Here is a 22,888-nt window from a genome sequence, read left to right on the forward strand (position 1 = left end):
GGCAGCGTAACGTCCTGTGGTCGGTGCGGCGAGTCGTACGCGGCACCCGGCGGCAACGGTGACGGACAGTGCTTGGCGTCGGCGACTACGGTCGTCGGTGATAGGGCGGTGGGCGGAGATGACGGACGGATCCACGGACCGGGACGAGGTGCGCTCCGGCGCCGGCCCGGACCGCGCGAAGGTGGTGATCGGCGGCGGCCTCGCGGCGGCACTCCTCGCCGTCATCGGGGCGACCGGCGGGTGGGTGCTGGCCGGCGACCAGAAGTCGTCGCGCGGCCCGACACTCGACGCGAGCGGCAGCCGGGCCCCGACCGCCGAAAGTTCGCCGACACCGCGCGAGCGGCCGACGGCGACGGCGACCAGCCAGTCCGCCCGGCCCGCGCCGAACCGCACCGGCCTGACGGTGCCGGAACTCGTCGGCATGGACTTCGAGGAGGCCCGGGAGGAGCTACGGGACCGTGGGCTGGGCTGGCATTTCGTGTTCGGTAGCAGCGCCGACAGTTCCAGCGTGCGCGGCACCGAACCGGCCGCCGGTGCACCGGTGAAGCGCGGGGCCACCGTCAAGGTCATCGTGGCCGGTGCGGCACCGGAGAGTTCGGTCCCGGACCTGGTCGGCGACTCGTGCGGCGAGGCGCGGGACGAACTCGTCGACGACGGTTTCTCTCCGCGTTACCCCACCGGGAGGTCCGGCACGGTCACCGCCCAGAACCCGACCGCCGGCTCCGTCGGGCGATGGAACGACGCGGTCCAGATCTGGTGCGGCACGACCCCGAGCCCGGAGGCCAGCGAAGAGTCGTAGTGACGCGCGTCCGACACGCTGATGCCGGCCGATGGCCCGACGAACCGTTAGGTTGACCGTCGAGGGCCATGCCGCCCGCCGGACCGGCGGAAAGGACGTGCGATGAGCGACGACCGCCAGAATCCGCCCGGGGACGAGTCGGACGACCGGACCCGCCCGATTCCGCCGGCCACCGGACGTCCCGACGAGACCGCTCCGCTGGAGCGTACGCCCGGTGACACCGCACCCGACGCGACCGCGCCGTTGGGGCGTACACCCGGGGAGCCCGCACCGGCGGACGCGACCGCGCCGTTGCCCCCGACGCAGCGGTCCGGCTCGCCGGCGTGGTCGGGGCGGGCGGAGGTGCCGTCGGTCCGGCCGGGCTTCGAGGGTGAGCTGGCCGGTGGCGACTGGTACCCCGACGACCAGGCGAGCCGGCGCTGGTGGTTGCCGATTCTCTGGGGTGTCGTCCTACTGCTCCTGCTCGGCCTGCTCGGTCTGGGCCTGTGGCTGGTGAGGCAGGCGCTGGACGAGGACGGGGCGACGCCACCGTCCCCGCAGCCGACGACGCAGGTGCCGCCGACCACCGCGTCACCGTCGCCGACGACCCGGTCACCGTCACCAGCGCCGACCACCAGCGCTGCCCCGGCACAGCTTCCGGTGCCGCCGCTGACCGGGCTCTCCGAGGCGGCGGCGCGGGCGCTGCTGGATCAGCTCGATCTCGGTTACGAGGTGGAGTACCGGCCGTCGGACCAGCCGCCGGGCACGGTGATCGCCACCGAGCCAGGTGCGGGTGAGCTGGTCGAGGCGGGCGACGAGATCAGGCTGGTGGTGGCCGCCGCGAGCCCGAGCCCGTCGCCGACCACCGGTGCGCCGACCACCGAGCCGACCGTCACGGCCAGCCCGACCGCCTGAGGGCCGGTCACCACATCCGTCGTCTGGCGCCGACCAGTCCCAGCCCGGCCAGCGAGATCGCCAACCCGAACACGCCGGACCAGAACAGCGAGCGGCTCAGTTCCTGGCGGGGATCCGCGCGGGTGGCGTGGGCCGTCGGCTCCGTCTCCCGGTGCGGGGCGTCGACCGACGCGGAGCCGCCGTACGCGGCGGCCGGGTCGCCGCCCGGCTGGTCGGTCGTGCCGAAACCGTCCCAGCCGCCGGTCACGCCGTACGGGCCGACCGGCTCGGTCTGCACGACGGTGATCTCGGGTGCCGGGACCGGCTCGGCCAGCCGGGTGGACGAGAGAGCGGGGTCCCGGAACAGCACCAGCACGGTGGTGGCGGCGCCGAGTAGCGCCAGGACTCCGAAGGCGTAGGTGATGCGGGACCGATGGGGCTGTCGCGTGGGCAGATTGACCATGGCCATCCCAGGTTCAGGGCCCGGGACGCACGGGATGGAGACTTTGCCGGGGTGGGCATACCGATTCTATGGTGTCGGCATGCCCCCACGGCGGCTGTTCGTGATGCTCAGCCGACCCGGACCGGAGTTCGGGTGATCGGCCGGCGGGCCGAGCGGACGGTGTGCGGACGAGGAGGCTGCGGAGCGGCCTGGATCTGCTCCAGACCTGCCCGCTGGACGAAGATCGAACGCCGGTTGACCGCGTCCCCCGCCGCGTTCAACTCGTAGCCTTCGAGCCAGATCCAACCATCGTAGGTGGGTCGGTCGAGTACCCGGATCACCCGGAACTGAATGGGTTTGCTGGAGAACTGGACACTCGCCGCGCGAGTCACGTGCAGTACGTCACCGGAGCGGGGAAGCACATGGGCTCCTGAGAGGGTTGGCCGACGGGGAAGGCCGGCGGGGGCGAACGGGGGGAGGATGCGGCTCCGGCGACGAGGTCGTGTCTCGTGCGCCGGTTCGTGGCGCGGGCGTTGGTCGGTGCCGGGAACGCTGGTGGCGCGCCGCTCGACCGGTGCGGGCTCAGGTGGTGTCGCCGGAGCCGCCGCCGGAAGTGGGCGGCCGGCTCCCGCGCGGGAAATCCGGGCCCGTGGCCGACGGTCGGAGATACGCCCCGTCCGTGCCTCCGCCGCGAAGACCACGGGGGGAGACGACGTGGAGACGGTGCGTAACCCAGGTCATACGGACAGAGTGCATCAGAGAGGTGCTGCATGCAAGTTGCACGTAGACTTTTGCCGATAAGTGAGCGGCTCGCACGAAACGGCGCTTGAACGCGCGACCACCCGAGCGGCACACTGAGGGACGGTCTCGCCGCCGCGGCCGGCCGACGACCGGCACCACCCCAACGCCGCGAACGCTCGCCAGCCCCGACGGTCGCGCCCGAGGCGGGTGTCGAACCAGCGGCGCGTCGACGCGAGAGGTGACAACGGGTGAGCGAGCGCCGCAGTCCGACCATCCGGCGGCGCCGGCTCGGCGCGGAACTGCGCCGCCAACGCGAGGCCGCCGGCATCACCATAGAAGCGGTCGCCGAGCAGTTGGAGTGCTCGGCGTCGAAGGTCTCCCGCATCGAGACCGGCCACACCTCCGCCACGCCCCGCGACGTGCGGGACATGCTCCGGATCTACGGTGTGGTCGGCGCCGAGAGCGACGAGCTGGTGCAGATCGCCCGCGAGGCGCGACAGAAGGGCTGGTGGCACCCGTACAGCACGGTGTTGGTCGGCGCGTTCGTCGGCCTGGAGGCGGCGGCCAGCTCGATCCGCGCGTACGAGCAGCAGGTGATACCCGGACTGCTGGAGACCGAGGACTACGCCAGCGCGATGATCAAGGCCGCCCGTCCGGACTTCACCCCCGAACAGGTACAGCAACGAGTGCGTGTCCGACTCGGCCGTCAGTCGTTGTTGACCCAGGATGATCCGGTCGATCTGTGGGTGGTGCTCGATGAGGCGGTGCTGAGCCGTCCGGTTGGCGGGGACACGGTCATGCGTGACCAGCTCATACGATTGGCGGAGGTGGCCCAGCTGCCGAACGTGACGCTCCAGGTTCTGCCGTTCGAGGTGGGAGCGCACGCCGGCATGGACGGCACCTTCACGATCCTCAGCTTCCCCGAACCCGGTGATCCGGATGTCGTGTACGCGGAGAACGCCACGGGTGGGCTCTTCCTGGAGAAGAGCGACGAGCTACAGAAGTACAGCTTCATCTTCGATCACATTCGAGCAGCGGCCCGACGTCCGGAGGAGTCCGTCGAGTACATCGCGAGACTGGCAGAGGAGCCGTTGTGGAAGTGGCGACGCAGGGATTCTCCGTGGACCTGACGCAGGCGACATGGTTCAAGAGCTCGAAGAGCGGCCCGAACTGTGACAACTGCGTGGAGGTGGCGTACGTGACCGGGGCGGTCGGCGTCCGGGATTCGAAGGACAAGGCCGGTCCGGCCCTCGTCTTCGCTCCGGGGCACTGGCACGCCTTCGTCGCCGGCACCAGGGACGGCGCGTTCGGCCGGAGCTGACTGGCGGTAAGCGGTGTGAACGGTCCCCGTCCGGCTCGGCCGGACGGGGACCGTGCGTTACGGCGCCACCCCTCCGCGCCGCCACGGCGGCTGCCGTCGCCACATCGACCGTGTCTCGTTGTACCTGTCGGTACGCGCTGGTCGACATCCCCCCGGCAGGGCGGGTAACCGAGCGAGGCAGGCGAGACGGAATGACGAACATCGGATCAGAGAACATCAGCAACGGTCCGGCGAAGGCGGAGCGGTTCGGCGGACAGTACCGTGGCGCCCGCCGGGACGGCATCCTGACCGAGGTGTCGGCGGAGGGTGAACGCGGCGGCCGGGACGTCAGAGGCGTGACCGAGTCGCAGCATGCGCCGCCGTCGCTGGACCCGAACCCGCTCACCGAGGCGTCGTACCCACCCGCTGGCTGGCCGGTGGCGGAGAACAACTCCGCCCTCGCGGAGCATCCGCTGCTGCAAGGTCTGATGATGGAACTGCCGCCGCTGGGCAGTGTGCCGCCCCCCGGCTGGCTGGACCGCTGGTTCGAGGCGACCCGGGCGATCCTGGAACTGCTATACGTGCAGAGCGCCGGCCCGACGCGCTGACGTCATCGCCCGCTCCGGCATGGCCAACTCGGCGAGTCGGTTGTGCCGCAGCGCATGGCGTACGCCGATGGCCGCGACGCCCAACGCCCCCACGGTGATCGCCGGTCCGGCGGCATCGGGCCCGAGGAACTGACCGGCACCGCTCGCCGCGATCAGGGCCGGCAGCAGCGCCAGCCCGGTCACCTGCAACGGCAGGCCGATCAGCGGGTGGGCGGCGGCGGCCCGCAACCCGTGCGGGGCCGGGGTTCGGGGAGCCGTGGCGAGCGTGCTGGCTCCGGCCAGCAGTCGGCGTACCCGGCGGACCGTGCAGATCGCCACCACGGCGGCGGGAACGGCGGCCAGCGTGAGTCCGCTCGCGGCCCGGTCGGCCAGCGTGGCCCCGGGAGTGCTCAGTCCGGCGATCGGCAGCGCCACCGTCAGGGCGAGCCCTGCCCCGGTCAGGCCGAGCAACCAGCCGGTGTGTCGGCGCAGTCCGCGGGCGTGGGTCATCCGGGGCAGCCCGTCCGCGAGGTATCCGGCGACCCACCAGACGGTGGCGACCGGGAGCAGGAAGGCGAGATGGCTCTGCATGCCCATCAGACTTGCCCGATTTCCGCGCTCGCGAATCCGGGCCCGCCCCCCGTTCGCCCCGTACCCGGTCCCCGTAGGGGGGCCATCGCACCGGCGTGATGGGAGATCCGGCATGTTTATCTGCCTCCGGGCGCACCACTACTCTCACCTCGATCGGCACTCATCGATCAACCTGCCACGAACGGGTGGACGATCGTTGCCGGTCGGAGGGAGGTAGGAAGATGGTTCTTCCACACAGGTCCGTACTCGTCGGCCTGGCCGCGCTGGCCATGGTCGCCACGGCCACCCCGGCCATGGCGGCCGAGCCGGTCGGCACGATCAGGAGCGCCGGCGGTGCCACCGCCGTCGAGGGAAGCTACATCGTCGTGTTCAAGGACGCCGAGGTGGGCCGCAGCGCCGTCGGGTCGTCGGTGGACCGGCTGCTGCGTCGGCACGGCGGCAGCACGGCCCGCACCTACACCACGGCGGTACGCGGCGCGGAACTCCGGGTCAGCGCCAAGGCCGCGGCGCGGATCGCCGCCGATCCGGCGGTGGCGTACGTCGAGCAGAACCACACCGTCACGATCAGCGGCACCCAGGCGAACCCCCCGTCCTGGGGTCTGGACCGGATCGACCAGCGGAACCTGCCGCTGAACAGCTCCTACACCTACCCGAACACCGCCTCGAACGTCACCTCGTACGTCATCGACACCGGCATCCGGACGACCCACTCCGACTTCGGCGGCCGGGCGACCTGGGGCACCAACACCGTCGACACCAACAACACCGACTGCAACGGCCACGGCACCCACGTCGCCGGCACGGTCGGCGGCACCGCGTACGGCGTCGCCAAGGCCACCCGGTTGGTGGCCGTCAAGGTGCTGAACTGCCAGGGCAGCGGCACCAACGCCGGAGTCATCGCTGGCATCGACTGGGTCACCGCGAACGCGGTCAAGCCGGCCGTCGCCAACATGAGCCTGGGCGGCGGGGCGAACACCTCGGTCGACAACGCGGTGATCAACTCGATCAACGCCGGCATCACCTACGCGGTGGCCGCCGGTAACGGCAACGCGCTCGGCCAGCGGCAGAACGCCTGCAACTACTCGCCGGCCCGGGCCGCTCCGGCGATCACCGTCGGTGCCACCCAGAACAACGACGCCGCCGCGAGCTTCTCCAACTTCGGCACCTGCGTGGACATCCTCGCGCCGGGCGTGAGCATCACGTCGGCCTGGCACACCAACGACACCGCGACCAACTCGATCAGCGGTACGTCGATGGCGTCCCCGCACGTGGCCGGCGTCGCCGCGCTGGTGCTGTCGGCCAACCCGTCGTGGACCCCGCAGCAGGTCCGGGACTACCTGGTGGCCAACTCGACCCCGAACGTGGTCACGAACGTGGGCACCGGAACCCCGAACCAACTGCTGTACGTGGTCAACGGCGACACCCCGCCGCCGACCAACGACTTCTCGGTCTCGGTGTCGCCGACCTCCGGCTCCACCGCGCCCGGCGGCTCGGTGACCGCGAGCGTGGCCACCGCCACCACCAACGGGTCGGCGCAGTCGGTGAGCCTCTCGGCGAGCGGGCTGCCGTCCGGTGCCACCGCCTCGTTCAGCCCGGCCACCGTCACCTCCGGCGGGTCGTCGACGCTGACCGTCACCACCTCGGCCAGCACCCCCGCCGGCACGTACCCGGTGACGGTGACCGGCAGCGCCGCGTCCGGCAGCAAGACCGCGACGTACTCGCTGACGGTGACCGGTAGCGGCAGCGGCGGCTGCACGGGCACCAACGGCACCGACGTGGCGATCCCGGACGCCGGCGCGGCGGTGACCAGCTCGATCACGATCGCCGGCTGCAACCGGAACGCGGCGTCGACCTCGACCGTCGCGGTGAACATCGTGCACACCTACCGTGGTGACCTGGTCGTCGACCTGCTCGCCCCGGACGGCTCGTCCTACCGCCTGAAGAACAGCAGCATCTTCGACGGCGCGGACAACGTGATCGCCACCTACACGGTGAACCTCTCCACCGAGGCGGCGAACGGCACCTGGCGGCTCCAGGTGCGGGACGTCTACAGCGGAGACACCGGCTACCTCAACACCTGGACGCTGACCCTCTGACGTCCGTGACGGCACCGGGCCCCCGGCAGTACGCCAGGGGCCCGGTGTCGTGTCGGGTCAGACCGCGAACGTGCTCGGACGCTCGGTGGCCGGGGCCGGCGGCCGGGCCTTCCACAGCCCGGTCTTCTGCGCGAACAGCCGGCCGAGGTACGCCGGGTTGAGGATCACGTAGCGGCGCCAGAGCCGCTTCGGCTCCAGCCCGAGCCGCCAGAACCACTCCAGCCCGGCCCGCTGCATCCACGGCGGCGGCTGACGCAGCAGCCCGGCGTGGTAGTCGAAGGCCGCGCCGACCGCCATCATCGGCATGTCCAGCAGCGGACGCATCGCGTACGTGAAGACCTCCTGGCGCGGGCAGCCGAGCCCGACCAGGACGAGCCGGGCGCCGCTGGCCCTGATCCGGTCGGCGATCTCGACGTCCTCGCCCGGCTGCACGGCGCGGAACTTCGACGCCTCCACCCCGGCGATCTTCAACGCCGGGAACATCCGCTCCAGCTCCGGGATCAGCCGGGCCAGCGTCTCGTCGGTCGAGCCGTACAGGTAAACCGGCAGGCCCTCGTCGGCGAAGCGGGAGAGTACGTGCAGGGTCAGCAGCGGCCCGTACACCCGGTCGGTGAGGCCGGCGCCGTGCAGCAGGTTGAGCGCCCAGCGCACCGGCTGGCCGTCCGGGGTCACCACGTCGAACGAGTTGAGTCGGGCGTTGTGGGGCGGGTCCAGCACACCGGTCATCACGCCGTGCACGGCCAGCGCGGTCAACGCCATCGGACGACGTTCCTGCGCGGCGGCCACCACCCGCTCGGTCGCCTCGGCGTAGGTCGTGGCGTCGACGAGCACGCCGAGGACATTCTTCTTGGTCATGCTCCCGGCACCCACTTGTCCACGTTGGCCTCGTAGATCTCACGCATGATCATGGGTACGTCGTAGACCTGCTTCCAGTCCGGGTAGTCGGCCTGGAACGCCTCGTTGGAGCCGATCCACCACTTGTGGTCACCGACCCGGTTGGCCTCGACGTACTCCGAGATCATCTCTTGCCCGGTGATCCGCTCGGCCTCCGTGAACGCCTCCCGCATGGAGGTGTTGGAGTGCCGGCCGCCGCCGAGGTTGTACACCGCCGCCGAGCGCGGGTCGCGGAAGAACGCCTCGAACGCGGAGACCACGTCCGAGCTGTGGATCGCGTCCCGCACCTGCTTGCCCTGGTAGCCGTAGATCTTGTACGTCCGGCGCTCCATGTTGCAGCGCATCACGTACGCCAGGAAGCCGTGCAGTTCGGTGGCCGAGTGGGCCGGGCCGGTCAGCGTCCCGCCCCGGAAGCAGGCGGTCCTCATGTCGAAGTAGCGGCCGTACTCCTGCACCATCACGTCGGCGGCGACCTTGGAGGCGCCGAAGATGGAGTGCAGGCAGGCGTCGATCGACATGTCCTCGCGGATGCCCTGCTCGTACGGGTGGCCCGGCTCGATCTCCCACCGGGTCTCCAGCTCGACCAGGGGCAGGCTGTTCGGCCGGTCGCCGTAGACCTTGTTCGTCGAGCAGTGGATGACCGGAGCCTCCACGCAGTGTTCCCGGACGCTCTGCAGGACGTTCAGGGTGCCGGCGGCGTTCACGTCGAAGTCGGTGAACGGGTCACGCACCGCCCAGTCGTGCGAGGGCTGCGCGGCCGTGTGGATGACCACGGCGACGTCCCGGCCGTACCGCTTGAAGAGCGCGCCGAGCGCGCTGCGGTCGCGGATGTCGATGCTGTGGTGCGAGTACCTCTCACCCAGCTCGTCGGTCAGCCGGCGGACGTTCCAGGCGGTGGACGCCTCCTCGCCGAAGAACTCCTGCCGCATGTCGTTGTCGATGCCGACGACGTCGAGACCGAGGCCGGCGAAGTGCCGGACCGCCTCGGAGCCGATCAGCCCGCCCGAACCGGTCACGAATGCGACACTCACATGCCACTCCTGGTGCGTCGGAGGCAGAAACCATCGGAGCATAGCGTGACGTTTGGTACGCCTCGATACGGAGCGAGGGCCCCGCGTCGCCGCGGAGCCCTCGTCTGTGGTGGGGAAGGGGGGAGTTGAACCCCCACGCCCTTTCGGGCACACGGACCTGAACCGTGCGCGTCTGCCATTCCGCCACTTCCCCGTGGCATGACCTCGGACAGCGTAGCCCGGGCCGGCTCCACCGTCTCCGGCGGACCTCGGCAATGCTACGTGACCTTCGGTCGTTACCGCGAATGGCATTCGCTGCTTCCAGCGGTTACCGTTCGTGGCGGACGAAAGAGTAGCACGACGATTCGAGGCCGTCCGAACGGGCCGTGGCCTGCTGGCCGAGCGGCGTGTGAGCTGCGTGCGCTCTGGACGGATACCATCATGTCCTCGGGACCCGAGGAGGAGCCGGTGAGCGTGCTGCAACGCTTCGAGAAGCGTCTGGAAGGCCTGGTCGAAGGAGCCTTCGCCAAGGTCTTCAAGGGGGTCGTGCACCCCGTGGAGATCCTCAACGCCATGCAGCGAGAGGCCGAGGCGCACAAGGCCATCCTGGCCGGTGGGCGCACGTTGGTGCCGAACCGCTACGTGATCGATCTCTCGCCCTACGACCACAGTCGGCTGGCGCCGTACGCCGCCGCGCTGGCCCAAGAGTTGGCCCAGTCGCAGGCGGAGTTCATCGGCGAGCAGGCCTGGACGGTCTACGGCGACGTGATCGTCGAGATCGAGCGCGGTGAAGGGCTGGACACCGGCATGTTCCGGGTCACCGCCGAGGTCTACACCGGTGGCGAGGTCGCCCCGGTCTCGGCGCCCGGCGGCGGCGGGTACGACGCCGGCCCGCCCGGATACCCCTCGTACGACCAGGGCGGCGGCTACGGCCCCCCGCAGGGGCACGGTGGTGGCCGCAACGTCCGGCTGGTCTCCGGTGACGGCCGCACCTACCCGCTCCAGATGGGCTCGACCGTGATCGGTCGGGGCGACCAGGCCAACCTGCGTCTGCCCGATGTCGGCATCTCCCGGCGACACGCCCGGCTGGATTTCGACGGCGGCCAGGTCGTGCTGACCGATCTCGGCTCGACCAACGGCACGATGGTCAACGGCCAGCGGGTCTCCGCCGTGGCGCTGAACCCCGGCGACATGATCCAGCTCGGTACGACCACCCTGACCTTCCGCGTGGACGGCTGACCCGCCTTGCCGGAACTCGTCATCACCGTCGCCCGGTTCGGATTCCTCGTCCTGTTGTGGATCTTCGTGTTCACGGTGGTCGGCGTCATCCGTCGGGACCTGTTCGCGGGGGCCCGTTCGGGTCGGCTGGTGGCCGCACCCCGGGCGGTCGGCGCCTCGACCGGTCAGGCGACGGCGAAGCCGGCGAAGGTGAAGCGGGGACGGGCGGCACACCAGCTCGTGGTGACCGCGGGGCAACTGGCCGGCACCCGGATCACGCTGGGCGAGGCACAGATAACCATCGGTCGGGCCGAGGACTCCACCCTCGTCATCACCGACGACTACGCCTCCGCGCGACACGCCCGACTCGTACCGCGCGACGGGCAGTGGTTCGTCGAGGATCTCGGCTCGACTAACGGGACGTACCTCGATCGCGCTAAGGTCACCGGACCGACCCCCGTTCCCCTCGGCGTGCCGATCCGGATCGGCCGCACCTCTCTCGAATTACGGCCATGACTCTGACCCTGCGCTATGCGGCCCACAGCGACCGCGGTCTGATCCGTGACGGTAACCAGGATTCCGTCTACGCCGGACCGCGGCTTCTCGCCGTTGCCGACGGCATGGGCGGCATGGCCGCCGGTGACGTCGCCAGCAACATCGTCATCGGTGCCATGGCGCCGCTCGACGAGGACGTCCCCGGTGACGCCCTCGTCGACGCGTTGCGTTCCGCCGTGAGCACCGCCAACCAGCAGCTCCGCGACACCGTGGAGGCCAACCCACAGCTGGAGGGGATGGGCACCACGCTCACCGCGACCCTCTTCTCCGGCAGCAAGCTGGGCATGGTCCACATCGGTGACTCGCGGGCCTACCTCCTGCGCGACGGCGAGTTCGCGCAGGTCACCAAGGACGACACCTACGTCCAGATGCTCGTCGACGAAGGCCGGATCAGCCCGGAGGAGGCGAGCAGTCACCCCCAGCGCTCGCTGCTCACCCGGGCCCTGGACGGCCGGGACATCGACCCCGAGTACTCCGTGCGCCAGGTGCTCACCGGTGACCGCTACCTGATCTGCTCCGACGGACTCTCCGGCGTGGTCAGTGCGGAGACCATCGCCGAGACCATGCGCGAGTACACCGATCCGCAGCAGTGCGTCGAGCGACTCGTGCAACTCGCTCTGCGCGGCGGCGGCCCGGACAACATCACGGTGATCATCGCGGACGCCACCGACCGGGACATCGTCGAGGCGGCGCCGATCGTCGGCGGCGCGGCGGCCCGCGACCGTGGCATGGCGACCTCGGCCGACGTCTCCACCCCGGCCGCCCGGGCCTCGGCGCTGTCCGCCCCCCGCCCGGCCGTTCCGGAGGAGCCCGCCGGCAACGGCGACGACGAGCCGGAGGCCCGTCGCCGCCCGCTGCGCGCGCTGGCGATGACGACCGCCCTGGCGGTGATCCTCGGCGGCAGCCTCTACGGCGGGTACACCTACACCCAGCGGCAGTACTACGTCGGCGCCACGCAGGACGGCCAGGTGGCCGTGTTCCGTGGCATCCAGGGCCAGATCGCCGGGATGGACCTCTCCACGGTCCACTCCGAGAGCAGCGCCCAGCTCGACGATCTCACCCTCGCCGCGCAGGAGCAGGTCAAGCAGGGCATTCCGGCCAAGAGCGAGCCGGACGCGGAACGCCGGCTGGCCGAGCTGACGGTGGACAGCCCCACCAACGTCAACCTGAAGCCGGTCTGCCCGCCCACCACGAGCCCGCCCCCGAGTCCGACTCCCGACGCGGGCGGACCCTCGCCGGCACCGGAAGCGCCGAGCGGCTCGCCGAGCCCGGTCGGCAGCGCGTCGGTCTCCGCCACGGGCGCCTCCGCGACCCCACCGGTGCGCCCGTCCGACAACGGGGCGGCGATCCTGCCCACCGGTACGCCCGACGCCCCGCCCGACACCTTCTCGCCCACCGTCGACCCGGCGGCCTGCCGGTCGCCCGAGTAGGCACCGGCACCCGAACCGAGGACGATCGTGACCGCAGCGGCCACCCCGGCAACCTCGCCCGCCAGTGCGGGCGAGCGTTCCGGCGTACGCCAGGCCCGGTCCCGGCGTAACGCCGAGCTGTCGCTGCTGTTGCTGGCGATGGCCCTGGTCGCTGCGTACGGGGCGATGGTCGAGGCGAACGTGCTCGACACGGTCACCCCGACCTTCTGGGTGCCGGCCGCCGCGCTCACCGCGGTGTTCCTCGGCATGCACCTGGTGATCCGGTTCCTGGCACCCTTCGCCGACCCGGCCCTGCTGCCGGCGGTGGCCCTGCTCAACGGGCTCGGCGTCGGCTTCCTGCACCGGCTGGACCTGGCCCGGGCGGCCCCCGAGGACCGGGTCGACATGGCCACCTTCGCGGGCACCGGCGGGCGGCAGTTGGCCTGGACGCTGGTCTCGGTGATCCTCGCCGCCGGTCTGCTGGCCATCATGCGCGACCACCGCTCGATCTCCCGGTACGCGTACACCCTGGGCCTGGCCGGCATCGTGCTGGTCATGCTGCCGGCCGTGCTGCCGGCCAGCATCTCCGAGATCAACGGTGCCAAGCTCTGGGTCCGGATCGGCAGCTTCTCCATCCAGCCCGGCGAGTTCGCCAAGCTCGCCCTGCTGGTCTTCTTCGCCTACTACCTGGTCCGCAAGCGCGAGGTGCTCTCGCTGGCCAGCCACCGGTTCCTCGGCATCGACTTCCCGCGCGGTCGCGACCTGGGCCCGGTGCTGGTGGTCTGGGTGATCAGCCTGCTGGTCCTGATCTTCGAGAAGGACCTCGGCACCTCGCTGCTCTACTTCGGCATGTTCGTGGCGACGGTGTACATCGCCACCGAACGGGTCAGTTGGCTGCTCATCGGTCTGGTCCTCTTCTTCGGCGGCGCCTACCTCGCGTACGTGCTCGGGGAGCAGTTCGGTGGACCGTTCGCGAACTTCTACGTGCGGGCGGAGATCTGGCTCGACCCGTTCGCCGAGCCGTACGACTCCGGCTACCAGTTGGTGCAGGGGCTGCTCGCGCTCGGCACCGGCGGGATGTTCGGCGCCGGACCGGGCGGCGGTCAACCGCTGCTGCTGCCGGAGGTGCAGAACGACTTCATCTTCGCCGGCATCGGCGAGGAGATCGGCCTGTTCGGTCTCTCCGCGCTGCTGGTGATCTATCTGCTGATCGTGGAGCGCGGGCTGCGGGCCGCCATCGCCGTCCGCGACTCCTTCGGCAAGCTGCTCGCCGGTGGTCTGGCCTTCACCCTCGCGCTCCAGGTCTTCGTGATCGTCGGCGGCATCAGCGGGCTCATCCCGCTGACCGGTCAGACCACCCCGTTCCTCTCCGCCGGTGGCTCGTCACTGATGGCGAACTGGCTGCTGGTCGCGGTGCTGCTGCGGGTCTCCGACGCCGGGCGCCGCCCGGTGACCGGGGTCGGCGGCAAGGTGAACCGTCCGTCCGGCGGGCCGCCCGAGCAACTGCACGGTGCCCCCACGGAGGTGATCAAGCCGTGAACGCACCCCTGCGCCGGGTCGGCGTCGTCGTCATCGTCCTGTTCGCCCTGCTCTTCGCGAACCTGAACTGGATCCAGGCGTACAAGGCCGACGAGTACCGCACCAGCGACTACAACGGCCGGGTCCAGGTTGCCGAGTACGAGCGCCGTCGCGGCAACATCGAGGCGGGCGGCACCGCCCTGGCGGTCAGCAAGGAGACCGAGGGCGAGCTGAAGTTCCTGCGGACCTATCCGGGCGGGGCGAAGTACGCCCACGTGCTCGGCTACAAGCCGGTCAACCTCGGCGACACCGGGATCGAGCGCTCCGAGAACGACTTCCTCGCCGGCACCAGCGACCAGCTCATCGCCAACCGGATCAAGGACATGTTCACCGGTGACCGCACCGCCGGCGGAAACGTGCTGCTCACCCTCTCCCGGGGGGCCCAGGACGTCGCGTACGACCAGATGCGCAACAACAACCGGGGGGTGAAGAAGGGCGCGGCGATCGCCATCGACCCGAAGACCGGGGCGGTGCAGGCGTTGGTCTCCATGCCCAGCTTCGACCCGAACCCGCTGGCCAGCCACAACACCAGCGAGGCGACCAAGGCGTACAACGAGCTGGAGCAGGACCCGCAGCGTCCGCTGCGCAACCGGGCGCTGGCCGAGGTGCTGCCGCCGGGCTCCACGTTCAAGATGGTGGTGGCCGCCGCCGCGCTGGAGAACGGGATCGGCAAGGACACCAACATCCCGGCCGGGCCCAGCTACACCCCGCCGACCTCCGGCGAGGCGATCACCAACGCGGTGCCGTCGATCTGCCCGCAGTCCCAGGTCACCCTGATGAAGGCGGTCACCGACTCCTGCAACACCGGTTTCGCCAAGCTCGGTGTGCAGCTCGGCCCGGACGTGATCAAGGAGAAGGCCCGGCAGTTCGGGTTCGAGCAGGAGGACCTGACCGTCGGCCGGCTCGGCGAGGGCGGCCAGTCGGTGGCGGCCAGCCGTACCGGCGACATGCAGAACCCCGACGGCGGGGCCGACCCGGCGGCGCTGGCCCAGTCCTCCATCGGGCAGCGCGACGTGCGGATGAGCCCGCTGGAAGGGGCGATGATCGCCGCAGCGGTCGCGAACCAGGGCAGCCAGATGCGGCCCTACCTGGTACGCCAGCTCCTCGGACCGGACCGCACCACCGTCTACGACCCGGCCCAGCCGCGTGAACTGCGTCGCCCGGTCAGCCGTGAGGTCGCCGCCGACCTGCGGGACATGATGGTCAGCGTGGTGGAGAACGGCACCGCCCGTTCCGCGCGGATCAACGGCTACACCGTGGGCGGCAAGACGGGTACCGCCCAGTCGGCGCCCGACCGGCCCGACCACGGCTGGTTCATCGGTTTCGCCATCGACTCCAACGGGGAACCGGTCTCGGCGGTCTGCGTGCTGCTCGAAGAGGCCGGCAGCGGCGGCAGCGCAGAGGCGGCCCGGATCTCCGGGCAGATCATGCGCGCCGTCATCGCCGACCGTGGGGGGCGTTGACATGCTCAGTCCGGGAGTTCAGCTCGGTAACCGCTACCGTCTCGACGAGCGCATCGCCAGCGGTGGCATGGGCGACGTCTGGCGCGGCCTGGACCAGGTGCTCGGCCGTACGGTCGCGGTGAAGAGCCTGCTCCCGGCGCTGCTGGACGAGCCCGGTTTCGCCGAGCGGTTCCGGGGCGAGGCCCGCACCATGGCGACGATCAACCACCCGGGTGTGGTCGACGTCTACGACTTCGGCAACGACCAGCAGATCGCCTTCCTGGTGATGGAGTACGTGGAGGGCGACCCGCTCTCGGCCACGCTGAGCCGGGTCGGTCGACTCACCCCGGCCCGGACGATGGCGTTGGTGGCGCAGGCCGCCGACGCGCTGCACGCGGCCCACCTCAAGGGGATCGTGCACCGGGACGTGAAGCCCGGCAACCTGCTGGTCCGGCCGAACGGCACGCTGGTGCTGACCGACTTCGGCATCGCCCGCTCGGAACTCGTCGGCCAGCTCACCGCCGCCGGTTCGGTGCTCGGCACCGCCTCGTACATCTCGCCCGAGCAGGCCACCGGCCAGGTCGCCACCCCCGCCTCGGACGTGTACGCCCTCGGTGTGGTCGCGTACCAGTGTCTCGCCGGCCGCCGGCCCTTCGAGGGCGACAACCCGCTCGACATCGCCATGCGGCACGTGCGGGAGACCCCGCGACAGTTGCCGTCCGACATCCCGCCGCAGGTCTGCGCCCTGGTGGAGCGGGCCATGGCGAAGGACCCGAAGGACCGCTGGCAGAGCGCCGCCGCGCTGGCCGGGGTGGCCCGGCAGCTCAAGACGGCGTTGTCCCAGCAGGCGCGTGCGGGTGGGCAGAACGCCAACCCGATCTCGGCCGCCCCCGCGTCACCGGCTCCGGGACGCGCCCAGGTGCCGACGCCGCAGCCGCCCCGTCCGCCGGCGGCGCCGCACTCGACACCGCCCGGTCGCCCTCCGGCCGTGAACCACCGGCCGCCGGTGTCGCCGATGGCGGCCCGCCCTCCGGCGGCGCAACCACTGCGCCCCACGACTGTCGCCCCGGCCGTGCCGGCGATGCCGGTCGGTCGGCCGATGCCACCGCCCAACAACTACCCGCGTGCCGCCGCCGCGCCGGCCGGCTACCAGCCACGACCGGCCCCGCCACCGCAGGTGCCCGGACGGTCGCGCTCCGGAGTCCTGTTTCTGGCAGTGATGCTGGGCGTACTGGTCCTGCTCTGTTCCGGCGTGATTTCCTACCGAGTGCGGATTAACCAGAGCGCCGACCTGCCGGTCGGGGTCCCCGTGCAAACGGTGTCGTCCGTCGTGCCAGGGCACGACGGACGAGACGATCCGGCCGGTACGGCGTACCGTCGACTGGATCAGCCCCGCGTGGGCAGCCACGAGACGACGACGAGTGAAGGACGACGGACGCGATGACAGCGCAGGCCCGCCTGCTCGGTGGCAGGTACCAGGTCGGCGAGCTGCTCGGATACGGCGGCATGGCCGAGGTGCATCGCGGTCGCGACCTGCGTCTCGGTCGGGACGTCGCGATCAAGATGCTCCGGACCGACCTGGCTCGGGACGCCACCTTCCAGATGCGTTTCCGGCGGGAGGCGCAGAACGCCGCCTCGCTCAACCACCCGGCCATCGTCGCGGTCTACGACACGGGTGAGGAACAGGCGCCGACCGGCGAAACCCTTCCGTTCATCGTGATGGAGTTCGTCAACGGGCGCACCCTCAAGGAGGTGCTCGGCGCCGAGGGCCGGCTACAGCCCCGTCGGGCGCTGGAGATCTCCGCCGACATCTGCGCGGCGCTGGAGTTCAGCCACCGGCACGGCATCATCCACCGCGACATCAAGCCCGGCAACGTGATGCTCACCCAGACCGGCCAGGTCAAGGTGATGGACTTCGGTATCGCCCGGGCCCTGGCCAGCGGTGCCACCACGATGACGCAGACCAGCGCGGTCATCGGCACCGCCCAGTACCTCTCCCCGGAACAGGCGCGCGGCGAGGCCGTGGACGCCCGCTCCGACGTGTACGCCGCCGGCTGCGTCCTCTTCGAGCTGGTCTGCGGCCACCCGCCGTTCGTCGGTGACAGCCCGGTCAGCGTCGCGTACCAACACGTTCGGGAGACTCCGCCGACGCCGAGCGACCTGAACCCGGACGTCAACCCGGCGGTCGACGCGATCGTGCTCAAGGCGCTGTCCAAGAACCCGCTCAACCGTTACCAGAGCGCCGGTGAGATGCGTGCCGACATGCTCCGGGCGGCGGCCGGTCGTCCGGTGATGGCGACGCCGGTGCTGCGCGAGGACGAGACCGTCGCGATGGCGCCGTCCCCGGGCTACTCGGGGGGTGGGGCAGGTGCCACCCAGACGCGACAGATCCCCGCCCGGGTCGGCGACCCGCGCCAGCGGCGCGCCTCGTCCTGGCTGATCGCCATGTTCGCCGCGCTCGGCGTGCTCGCGGTGATCGCGCTGGTCGCCGCGCTGTTGCTGAACCAGCGCGATGACGAGGACACTCCGGTGCCCACCCTCACCGGGCTCAGCCAACAGGACGCATTCGCACAGATCGAGCAGAACGGCCTCACCGCGGCGCTCGGCGACCCCGTCCTCTCCTCCGACTGCACGAAGGGCGCCGTGGTCAGCCAGACCCCGGCCGCCGGCGAGCGGGTGCAGCCGAACAGCACGGTGACCGTGCAGATCTGCGACGGCAAGCCGGTGGTGACCATCCCGTCCGTGGTCGGTGGCACCCGTGAGTTCGCCGAGCAGCAGCTTGAGGAGCTGAAGCTCGACGTGGAGGTCAAGCAGGACGACAACGCCGCGCCCGAGGGCCAGGTGTTGGCGATCGATCCGGGCGCGGGCGAGCGGGTGGAGGAGGGGACCAAGGTCACTCTCACCGTCTCCAGGGGCAACGTGGTCCGGGTGCCTGACGTCGCGAACCTCACCGAGGACGAGGCACGGAAGAGGCTGCGGGACGCGGGCTTCGAGGTCCGGGTACAGACCGGTCGTGAGGTGCCTGCGGACCAGGCCGGTCGGGTGCTCAACCAGGACCCGAACGCCAACAGCCAGCGCACCAAGGGCAGCCGGGTGACGATCACCATCTCCGTCGAGGAGGAAGAGGAGGACCCGGAGCCGTCGCAGACGCCGCCGACCGGTACCCCGCCGACCACCCCGCCGCCGGATGAGGACGACGACGGTGGTGGCAGCGGTGGCGGCCAGGTCATGCCGACGCCGGGCTTCCCGCCGTTCCGGTTCCCCGGCGAGTGACCGACCCGGCCCCCGCCGCCCCGGTGCGGTGGCGGCGCCGCCTGATCAGGGTCGCCGCCCTCGTCGCCGTCGCACTGCTGCTGGTGAGCGTGCCGTGGCTCTGGACGACGGTGTCCGCGCGCGGACACGTCTACGCCGAGGCCGACGCGCCGAGCGCCGACGTGGTGATCGTCCTGGGCACGGCGGTCACCGAGAACGGACAGCGACCCGGCATCCGGCTCGCCGGACGCCTGGAGACCGCCGCCGAGCTGGTGCGCAGCGGGCGGGCCCGGGTGGTGCTGGTGTCGGGTGACGGCGGCGGGACGTCCGGGGACGAGCCGGCGGCGATGGCCGAGCACCTGACCGGACCGCTCGGCGTCGACCCGCAGCGCGTCGTCACCGACCCGCACGGTCTCGACACGTACGACAGTTGCCTGCGGGCCCGGGACGTCTACGGGATCGAGCGGGCCCTGATCGTCACGCAGTCCTACCACCTGGACCGTGCCGTGACGCTCTGCCGACACCTCGGCATCGACACCGACGGGGTCGTCGCCCGCTGCACCGGCTGCGGATCGAGCCTGCTGGCGCAGAAGGCGGCCCGCGACTACCTGGCCAGCGGCAAGGCGGTCCTGGACGCGGTTCGCCGCCGACCACCTGCGGTCAGCTCGCCCGCCGACCCGAGCGTCACCGAGGCACTGCGTCGGTGACCGCTTTCGCACCCTGGGCGGGCGGGCCACCCGCTGCGGCCGGGCCGGGCGGTCGGTGACCGTTTCGCTGTGTCGGGCGGATCGGCGTCAGGTGGTGGCGAAGGCGGCGCGGCGGCGGGTGTCGACCTCGGCGGCCAGCGCGGGGGCACGGTCCAGCGCCTCCCGGTAGCCGCAGCCGGCCAGCCAGTTCGCCAGCATCAGGTGGCCGCCCTCGGTGAGCACCGACTCCGGGTGGAACTGCACGCCCTCGATCGGCAGCGTCCGGTGCCGCATCGCCATCACCACGCCGGACTCCGTCCGGCCGGTGACCTCCAGCTCCTCCGGCAGCGTCTCGGGCAGGACGGCGAGGGAGTGGTAGCGGGTCGCGGTGAACGGGTCGGGCAGTCCGGCGAGTACGCCGACCGAGTCGTGGCGCACCTCCGAGGTCTTGCCGTGCAGTAGCTCCGGGGCGCGGGCGACGGTGGCGCCGTACGCCTCGCCGATCGCCTGGTGACCGAGGCAGACGCCGAAGATCGGGATCTCGCCCGCGTACCGGCGGATCACGTCGAGGCAGATGCCGGCCCGGTCGGGACTGCCCGGCCCGGGCGAGAGCAGGATGCCGTCGGCACCGACCCGGCCCACCTCCGCCACGTCGATCTCGTCGTTGCGCCGCACCTCGCACTCGACGCCGAGCTGGCCGAGGTACTGCACCAGGTTGAAGACGAACGAGTCGTAGTTGTCGATCACCAGGACGCGCATCGGCCTCACTCGTCTTCGTCCGGCGGCGGGGTGTTGTTCCGGTCGGTGTCGTACGGCAGGTCGTGCTCGTCACCGGGCGGGGCGTCGTCCTGCGGGTCCTCGCCGGGCACCACGTCGCTGCCGGGTACGCCGGGACCGTCGTCCTGCTGGGTGACCTGGACGTCCTCCCCGGTGAACGGGAGCAGCGGCCCGGCCCAGGGGAAGACCACGTACCAGAGCAGCGCCACTGCGGTGGTGGCGATCAGCAGGCTGCCGACGAGTTTGCCGGGCAACCCGAAGGGCAGCTTGCGCCAGATCCAGCCGTACATCGTCAGGCTCCCAGCTCCGCCGGGCGCCCCTCGGCCTTCGGCTGCGTACGGGTCAACTCGGCGTGGACGATCAACCGCTCGTAGTTGTCGAACTTGGGATTGCAGGTGGTCAGGGTCAGCATCCGCTTGGACGGCCGGGCCCCCGGCCGACCCGGTACGGGCGCGACCACCTCCACCTGGGACGGCTTCACGATGTGGTTCTCGGTGACCTGGTAGACGTACCACTCGTTGCGGCCCTCGACCACGATGGCGTCACCGTCGCGCAGCTCGTCCAGTCGCCAGAAGGTGGCCCGGTTGCGGTGCCCGGCAACGGAGAAGTTGCCGACCTGACCGGGCAGGGCGCTCTCCGGGTAGTGCCCCGGTGCGTACCGGATGTCCTCCTGGCGGACACCCTCGACGACGATCCACTCCTTGTCGAACTTGGGGATGTAGAGCCCGGCGATCGGCTTGCCGTTGACCGGTGGTTTCGGGGACGCGGACGGCGAGGCACTGGCCGAGGGGGCCACCGTCGGGTCGCCCTCGGGCCCCCACGCCTGCGCGAGCTGCTGGCTCAGCTCTCCCTGGTGCGCGTCGACGATCGCCGACTTGCCCCAGATCTCGTAGCCGGCGAAGAGGAGCACCACCAGGCCGAAGGTGATCAGCAGCTCCCCGCTGAACCGCAGGCCGGTGCGGACCCGGGACCATGCGGACGGCCGGGTCAGCTCGGAGTAGACGCTCTTGTAGCCCTCACCGGTCTGGTGCGGCCGGAGCTGCACCACCCGGTCACCCCGTCGCGGCTTCGGAGGCTCGGCACCCGGGCCGGCACCGTCAGCGGGGTCGTCGGTCTTCGGCGGTCGGGGCACGGCCCCCATCAGGGCGGTGGAGTCCATCGCGGGCGGGGTGCTCGGCCGGGTGCCGGTGATCGCGGGGATCAGGGCGGTGGCACCCGGATCGGCCGGCGGCCCGCCGTCCGACCGGGAGCCGACGGAGGCCCCGCCGGTCGGCGACAACGCCGGGATGTTGGCGGTCGGCGACGATGCGGGGGTGTTGCCGGTCGGCGACGATGCCGAGGCACCGCGCGTCGGCGACGAGGGCATGCCGCCGGCCGCAGAGGGCGTGGCAGCCCCGCCGGTCGGCGACGACGGGGGCGTGCCGCCGTTCGGGGAGGCGGCGGAGCGGGCCGGGCCGCCGATCGTCGGCATCAGTGCCGTCGGCCCTTCACCCGACCAGCTCTGCTCGGTGGGCTGCACCGAGGGCGGGGCGTCGCGGCCGTCCCGGTTGTCCGTCCGCCATGCCGCGGGCGGCTGCGGGCCCGTGGGCTGCGACGTCGAGTGCGGTGACGTCGGTTGGTGCTGCGATGCCGGTTGGTGTGGCGACGTCGGTTGGTGCTGCGATGCCGGGTGGTGCGGGGCGGTGGGCTGCTGGCGGGCGGGCCCCGACGGCGGGACCTGCCCGGGCTGCGCACCGTGCCGCGCCTGCGCCGGGTCGAGGCCGTGCCGGGCGTACGGCGGCTGTCCCGGCCCGGTAGGCGGAGTCTGGACGGGCGGGTGACCGGGCTGCGGCGTGGCTGGTCGCACCGGGCCGGCGTCCGGCCGGGTCTGTCCGGTCGCCGGCCGTCCCGGTGCGCCACCGGGCGGCGAGTGGCGTGGCTGCTGCCCGCCGGACCAGGCCGAGGAGGCACCCGGGCCGCTCGCCTGCGGCCCCGGGCCGCCGGGGGCGGTGCCGTCGGGCGGGGTGGGCGCGGCGGGGCGTCGCGCATCGAAGGCGCCGCGCCACGGCGTCGGCTCGACGGGGATGTCCGGTTCGCTGGAGGGCAGGGGTACGCCGTTCCACTGCCCGGCACCGGCCGGGCTCTGCCGTCGACCGGGTCCGTCGACCGGCGGCACGCTCGGCGACGGGCCCCACCGACCCGGCGACCGCTCCTGGCTCGGCGACCTCTCTTGGCTCGGCGCGGCGTCCCTGCGACCGGGTGCTCCGGAGTCACCCTGGCCGGCCGTTGCGCCGAAGCGAGGGTCCGGTCCACTGCTTGCCGGGGCGGAGGTGTCCCACCGGCCGGGCGTGGTGTTCCAGCGACCGGCCGGGCCGGCGGGCTCTCCGGACCGGGTGTCGGGGTGCCCCGACGGCCGATTGTCGGGCGAGACCGGCGGACGGCGCTCGGGCCCGGCCGACGACCGGGTGTCGGGCGTCGCGACGCGACGGCTGTCGGGCGTGGCCAGGTGGTGGCTGTCCGGCGTGGCCGGGTGGCGGCTGTCGGGCCTGGTCGGATGGTGGCTGTCCGGCGTTGCTGGATCCGGCCGCTCGATCTTGGGCAGGAAGGCGGTGGATTCGTCGGCCTGGTCGCGGTGTCGACCGTCGGGGTGCGGACTCAC

At 71.7% G+C, this 22,888-nt stretch carries 22 protein-coding genes and 1 tRNA gene; 14 read left to right on the forward strand and 9 right to left on the reverse strand.

Annotation, left to right across the window (positions count from 1 at the left end; genetic code table 11):
* The first annotated feature begins 118 nt into the window (after positions 1–118).
* The gene (locus ACWDVW_RS02430; protein ID WP_449943795.1) at positions 119–799 is read left to right on the forward strand and encodes a PASTA domain-containing protein; all 681 of its coding nucleotides are present in this window, start codon (positions 119–121) and stop codon (positions 797–799) included.
* Between the two features lie 102 nt (positions 800–901).
* Positions 902–1,693: a PASTA domain-containing protein gene (locus ACWDVW_RS02435; RefSeq protein WP_449943798.1), complete on the forward strand. Its 792-nt coding sequence runs from the start codon at positions 902–904 to the stop codon at positions 1,691–1,693.
* Positions 1,694–1,700: 7 nt separating this feature from the next.
* Here ACWDVW_RS02435 and ACWDVW_RS02440 read toward each other — a convergent pair whose 3' ends face one another.
* Positions 1,701–2,141: a hypothetical protein gene (locus ACWDVW_RS02440; protein WP_449943801.1), complete on the reverse strand. Its 441-nt coding sequence runs from the start codon at positions 2,139–2,141 to the stop codon at positions 1,701–1,703.
* Between the two features lie 101 nt (positions 2,142–2,242).
* Positions 2,243–2,536, reverse strand: a complete 294-nt coding sequence (locus ACWDVW_RS02445) for a hypothetical protein (protein WP_449943803.1) — start codon at positions 2,534–2,536, stop codon at positions 2,243–2,245.
* 567 nt (positions 2,537–3,103) lie between these two features.
* Between ACWDVW_RS02445 and ACWDVW_RS02450 the strand changes: the two genes are divergently transcribed.
* From ACWDVW_RS02450 to ACWDVW_RS02460, 3 genes are all read left to right on the forward strand, one after another.
* A complete protein-coding gene (locus tag ACWDVW_RS02450) occupies positions 3,104–3,985 on the forward strand; it encodes a helix-turn-helix domain-containing protein (RefSeq protein WP_449943806.1) in 882 nt (293 codons plus the stop codon).
* The gene (locus tag ACWDVW_RS02455) at positions 3,955–4,176 is read left to right on the forward strand and encodes a DUF397 domain-containing protein (RefSeq protein ID WP_131051387.1); all 222 of its coding nucleotides are present in this window, start codon (positions 3,955–3,957) and stop codon (positions 4,174–4,176) included. Before ACWDVW_RS02450 ends, ACWDVW_RS02455 begins: the two co-directional genes overlap by 31 nt.
* Positions 4,177–4,367: 191 nt before the next feature.
* On the forward strand, positions 4,368–4,763 hold the full coding sequence (locus ACWDVW_RS02460) for a hypothetical protein (RefSeq protein WP_449943809.1): 396 nt from the start codon (positions 4,368–4,370) through the stop codon (positions 4,761–4,763).
* On the opposite strand, the gene ACWDVW_RS02465 is transcribed toward ACWDVW_RS02460, so the two are convergent.
* The gene (locus tag ACWDVW_RS02465) at positions 4,731–5,333 is read right to left on the reverse strand and encodes a hypothetical protein (RefSeq protein ID WP_449943812.1); all 603 of its coding nucleotides are present in this window, start codon (positions 5,331–5,333) and stop codon (positions 4,731–4,733) included. The two genes, ACWDVW_RS02460 and ACWDVW_RS02465, sit on opposite strands and share 33 nt — an antisense overlap.
* A 221-nt stretch (positions 5,334–5,554) precedes the next feature.
* Between ACWDVW_RS02465 and ACWDVW_RS02470 the strand changes: the two genes are divergently transcribed.
* The gene (locus ACWDVW_RS02470; RefSeq protein WP_449943814.1) at positions 5,555–7,429 is read left to right on the forward strand and encodes a S8 family peptidase; all 1,875 of its coding nucleotides are present in this window, start codon (positions 5,555–5,557) and stop codon (positions 7,427–7,429) included.
* Positions 7,430–7,486: 57 nt separating this feature from the next.
* Here ACWDVW_RS02470 and ACWDVW_RS02475 read toward each other — a convergent pair whose 3' ends face one another.
* From ACWDVW_RS02475 to ACWDVW_RS02485, 3 genes are all read right to left on the reverse strand, one after another.
* Positions 7,487–8,284: a WecB/TagA/CpsF family glycosyltransferase gene (locus ACWDVW_RS02475; RefSeq protein WP_449943817.1), complete on the reverse strand. Its 798-nt coding sequence runs from the start codon at positions 8,282–8,284 to the stop codon at positions 7,487–7,489.
* A complete protein-coding gene (locus ACWDVW_RS02480; RefSeq protein WP_449943820.1) occupies positions 8,281–9,396 on the reverse strand; it encodes an NAD-dependent epimerase/dehydratase family protein in 1,116 nt (371 codons plus the stop codon). Before ACWDVW_RS02480 ends, ACWDVW_RS02475 begins: the two co-directional genes overlap by 4 nt.
* A 65-nt stretch (positions 9,397–9,461) precedes the next feature.
* Positions 9,462–9,547, reverse strand: a tRNA-Leu gene (locus tag ACWDVW_RS02485).
* A 227-nt stretch (positions 9,548–9,774) separates the two neighbouring features.
* On the opposite strand from ACWDVW_RS02485, the gene ACWDVW_RS02490 reads away from it, so the two are divergent.
* From ACWDVW_RS02490 to ACWDVW_RS02525, 8 genes are read left to right on the forward strand one after another with little or no spacing between them, the layout of a single operon-like run.
* Positions 9,775–10,572, forward strand: coding sequence for an FhaA domain-containing protein (locus tag ACWDVW_RS02490; protein WP_449943823.1), 798 nt, complete (start codon positions 9,775–9,777; stop codon positions 10,570–10,572).
* A 6-nt stretch (positions 10,573–10,578) separates the two neighbouring features.
* Positions 10,579–11,067: an FHA domain-containing protein FhaB/FipA gene (locus ACWDVW_RS02495; RefSeq protein WP_111242783.1), complete on the forward strand. Its 489-nt coding sequence runs from the start codon at positions 10,579–10,581 to the stop codon at positions 11,065–11,067.
* A complete protein-coding gene (locus ACWDVW_RS02500) occupies positions 11,064–12,536 on the forward strand; it encodes a PP2C family protein-serine/threonine phosphatase (RefSeq protein ID WP_449943826.1) in 1,473 nt (490 codons plus the stop codon). The genes ACWDVW_RS02495 and ACWDVW_RS02500 overlap by 4 nt, the downstream gene beginning before the upstream one ends.
* 27 nt (positions 12,537–12,563) lie before the next feature.
* A complete protein-coding gene (locus ACWDVW_RS02505; RefSeq protein ID WP_350697913.1) occupies positions 12,564–14,054 on the forward strand; it encodes an FtsW/RodA/SpoVE family cell cycle protein in 1,491 nt (496 codons plus the stop codon).
* Positions 14,051–15,556 (forward strand): peptidoglycan D,D-transpeptidase FtsI family protein, encoded by a 1,506-nt coding sequence (locus ACWDVW_RS02510; RefSeq protein WP_449943830.1) that lies wholly within the window; start codon positions 14,051–14,053, stop codon positions 15,554–15,556. Before ACWDVW_RS02505 ends, ACWDVW_RS02510 begins: the two co-directional genes overlap by 4 nt.
* A gap of 1 nt (position 15,557) precedes the next feature.
* Complete coding sequence (locus ACWDVW_RS02515) at positions 15,558–16,979, forward strand: protein kinase domain-containing protein (protein ID WP_449943833.1); 1,422 nt, start codon at positions 15,558–15,560, stop codon at positions 16,977–16,979.
* The gene (gene pknB / locus ACWDVW_RS02520; RefSeq protein WP_449943836.1) at positions 16,976–18,808 is read left to right on the forward strand and encodes a Stk1 family PASTA domain-containing Ser/Thr kinase; all 1,833 of its coding nucleotides are present in this window, start codon (positions 16,976–16,978) and stop codon (positions 18,806–18,808) included. Before ACWDVW_RS02515 ends, pknB begins: the two co-directional genes overlap by 4 nt.
* Positions 18,805–19,494 carry a SanA/YdcF family protein gene (locus tag ACWDVW_RS02525; RefSeq protein WP_449943838.1) on the forward strand — a complete coding sequence of 230 codons (690 nt, stop codon included), beginning with the start codon at positions 18,805–18,807 and terminating at the stop codon, positions 19,492–19,494. The genes pknB and ACWDVW_RS02525 overlap by 4 nt, the downstream gene beginning before the upstream one ends.
* A gap of 87 nt (positions 19,495–19,581) precedes the next feature.
* Here the strand turns inward: ACWDVW_RS02525 and ACWDVW_RS02530 are convergent, their stop codons facing one another.
* Genes ACWDVW_RS02530 through ACWDVW_RS02540 form a run of 3 tightly spaced genes read right to left on the reverse strand, consistent with a single transcriptional unit; the run spans position 19,582 to position 22,888 of the window.
* Entirely contained in the window at positions 19,582–20,232 is a 651-nt protein-coding gene (locus ACWDVW_RS02530; protein ID WP_449943840.1) for an aminodeoxychorismate/anthranilate synthase component II, read from the reverse strand.
* Positions 20,233–20,237: 5 nt separating this feature from the next.
* Positions 20,238–20,540 (reverse strand): hypothetical protein, encoded by a 303-nt coding sequence (locus ACWDVW_RS02535; RefSeq protein ID WP_449943843.1) that lies wholly within the window; start codon positions 20,538–20,540, stop codon positions 20,238–20,240.
* A 2-nt stretch (positions 20,541–20,542) separates the two neighbouring features.
* Positions 20,543–22,888 carry a class E sortase gene (locus ACWDVW_RS02540; RefSeq protein ID WP_449943846.1) on the reverse strand — a complete coding sequence of 782 codons (2,346 nt, stop codon included), beginning with the start codon at positions 22,886–22,888 and terminating at the stop codon, positions 20,543–20,545.

Source organism: Micromonospora sp. NPDC003241, from assembly GCF_053589795.1.

Bases quoted from the DNA above. Each gene is read 5' to 3' on its own strand.
- ACWDVW_RS02500 (WP_449943826.1), top strand. From the start codon at position 11,064: ATGACTCTGACCCTGCGCTATGCGGCCCACAGCGACCGCGGTCTGATC.
- ACWDVW_RS02440 (WP_449943801.1), bottom strand. From the start codon at position 2,141: ATGGCCATGGTCAATCTGCCCACGCGACAGCCCCATCGGTCCCGCATC.
- ACWDVW_RS02465 (WP_449943812.1), bottom strand. From the start codon at position 5,333: ATGCAGAGCCATCTCGCCTTCCTGCTCCCGGTCGCCACCGTCTGGTGG.
- ACWDVW_RS02530 (WP_449943840.1), bottom strand. From the start codon at position 20,232: ATGCGCGTCCTGGTGATCGACAACTACGACTCGTTCGTCTTCAACCTG.
- ACWDVW_RS02535 (WP_449943843.1), bottom strand. From the start codon at position 20,540: ATGTACGGCTGGATCTGGCGCAAGCTGCCCTTCGGGTTGCCCGGCAAA.
- ACWDVW_RS02460 (WP_449943809.1), top strand. From the start codon at position 4,368: ATGACGAACATCGGATCAGAGAACATCAGCAACGGTCCGGCGAAGGCG.
- ACWDVW_RS02475 (WP_449943817.1), bottom strand. From the start codon at position 8,284: ATGACCAAGAAGAATGTCCTCGGCGTGCTCGTCGACGCCACGACCTAC.
- ACWDVW_RS02480 (WP_449943820.1), bottom strand. From the start codon at position 9,396: ATGCTCCGATGGTTTCTGCCTCCGACGCACCAGGAGTGGCATGTGAGT.
- ACWDVW_RS02490 (WP_449943823.1), top strand. From the start codon at position 9,775: ATGTCCTCGGGACCCGAGGAGGAGCCGGTGAGCGTGCTGCAACGCTTC.
- pknB (WP_449943836.1), top strand. From the start codon at position 16,976: ATGACAGCGCAGGCCCGCCTGCTCGGTGGCAGGTACCAGGTCGGCGAG.
- ACWDVW_RS02470 (WP_449943814.1), top strand. From the start codon at position 5,555: ATGGTTCTTCCACACAGGTCCGTACTCGTCGGCCTGGCCGCGCTGGCC.
- ACWDVW_RS02435 (WP_449943798.1), top strand. From the start codon at position 902: ATGAGCGACGACCGCCAGAATCCGCCCGGGGACGAGTCGGACGACCGG.
- ACWDVW_RS02430 (WP_449943795.1), top strand. From the start codon at position 119: ATGACGGACGGATCCACGGACCGGGACGAGGTGCGCTCCGGCGCCGGC.
- ACWDVW_RS02515 (WP_449943833.1), top strand. From the start codon at position 15,558: ATGCTCAGTCCGGGAGTTCAGCTCGGTAACCGCTACCGTCTCGACGAG.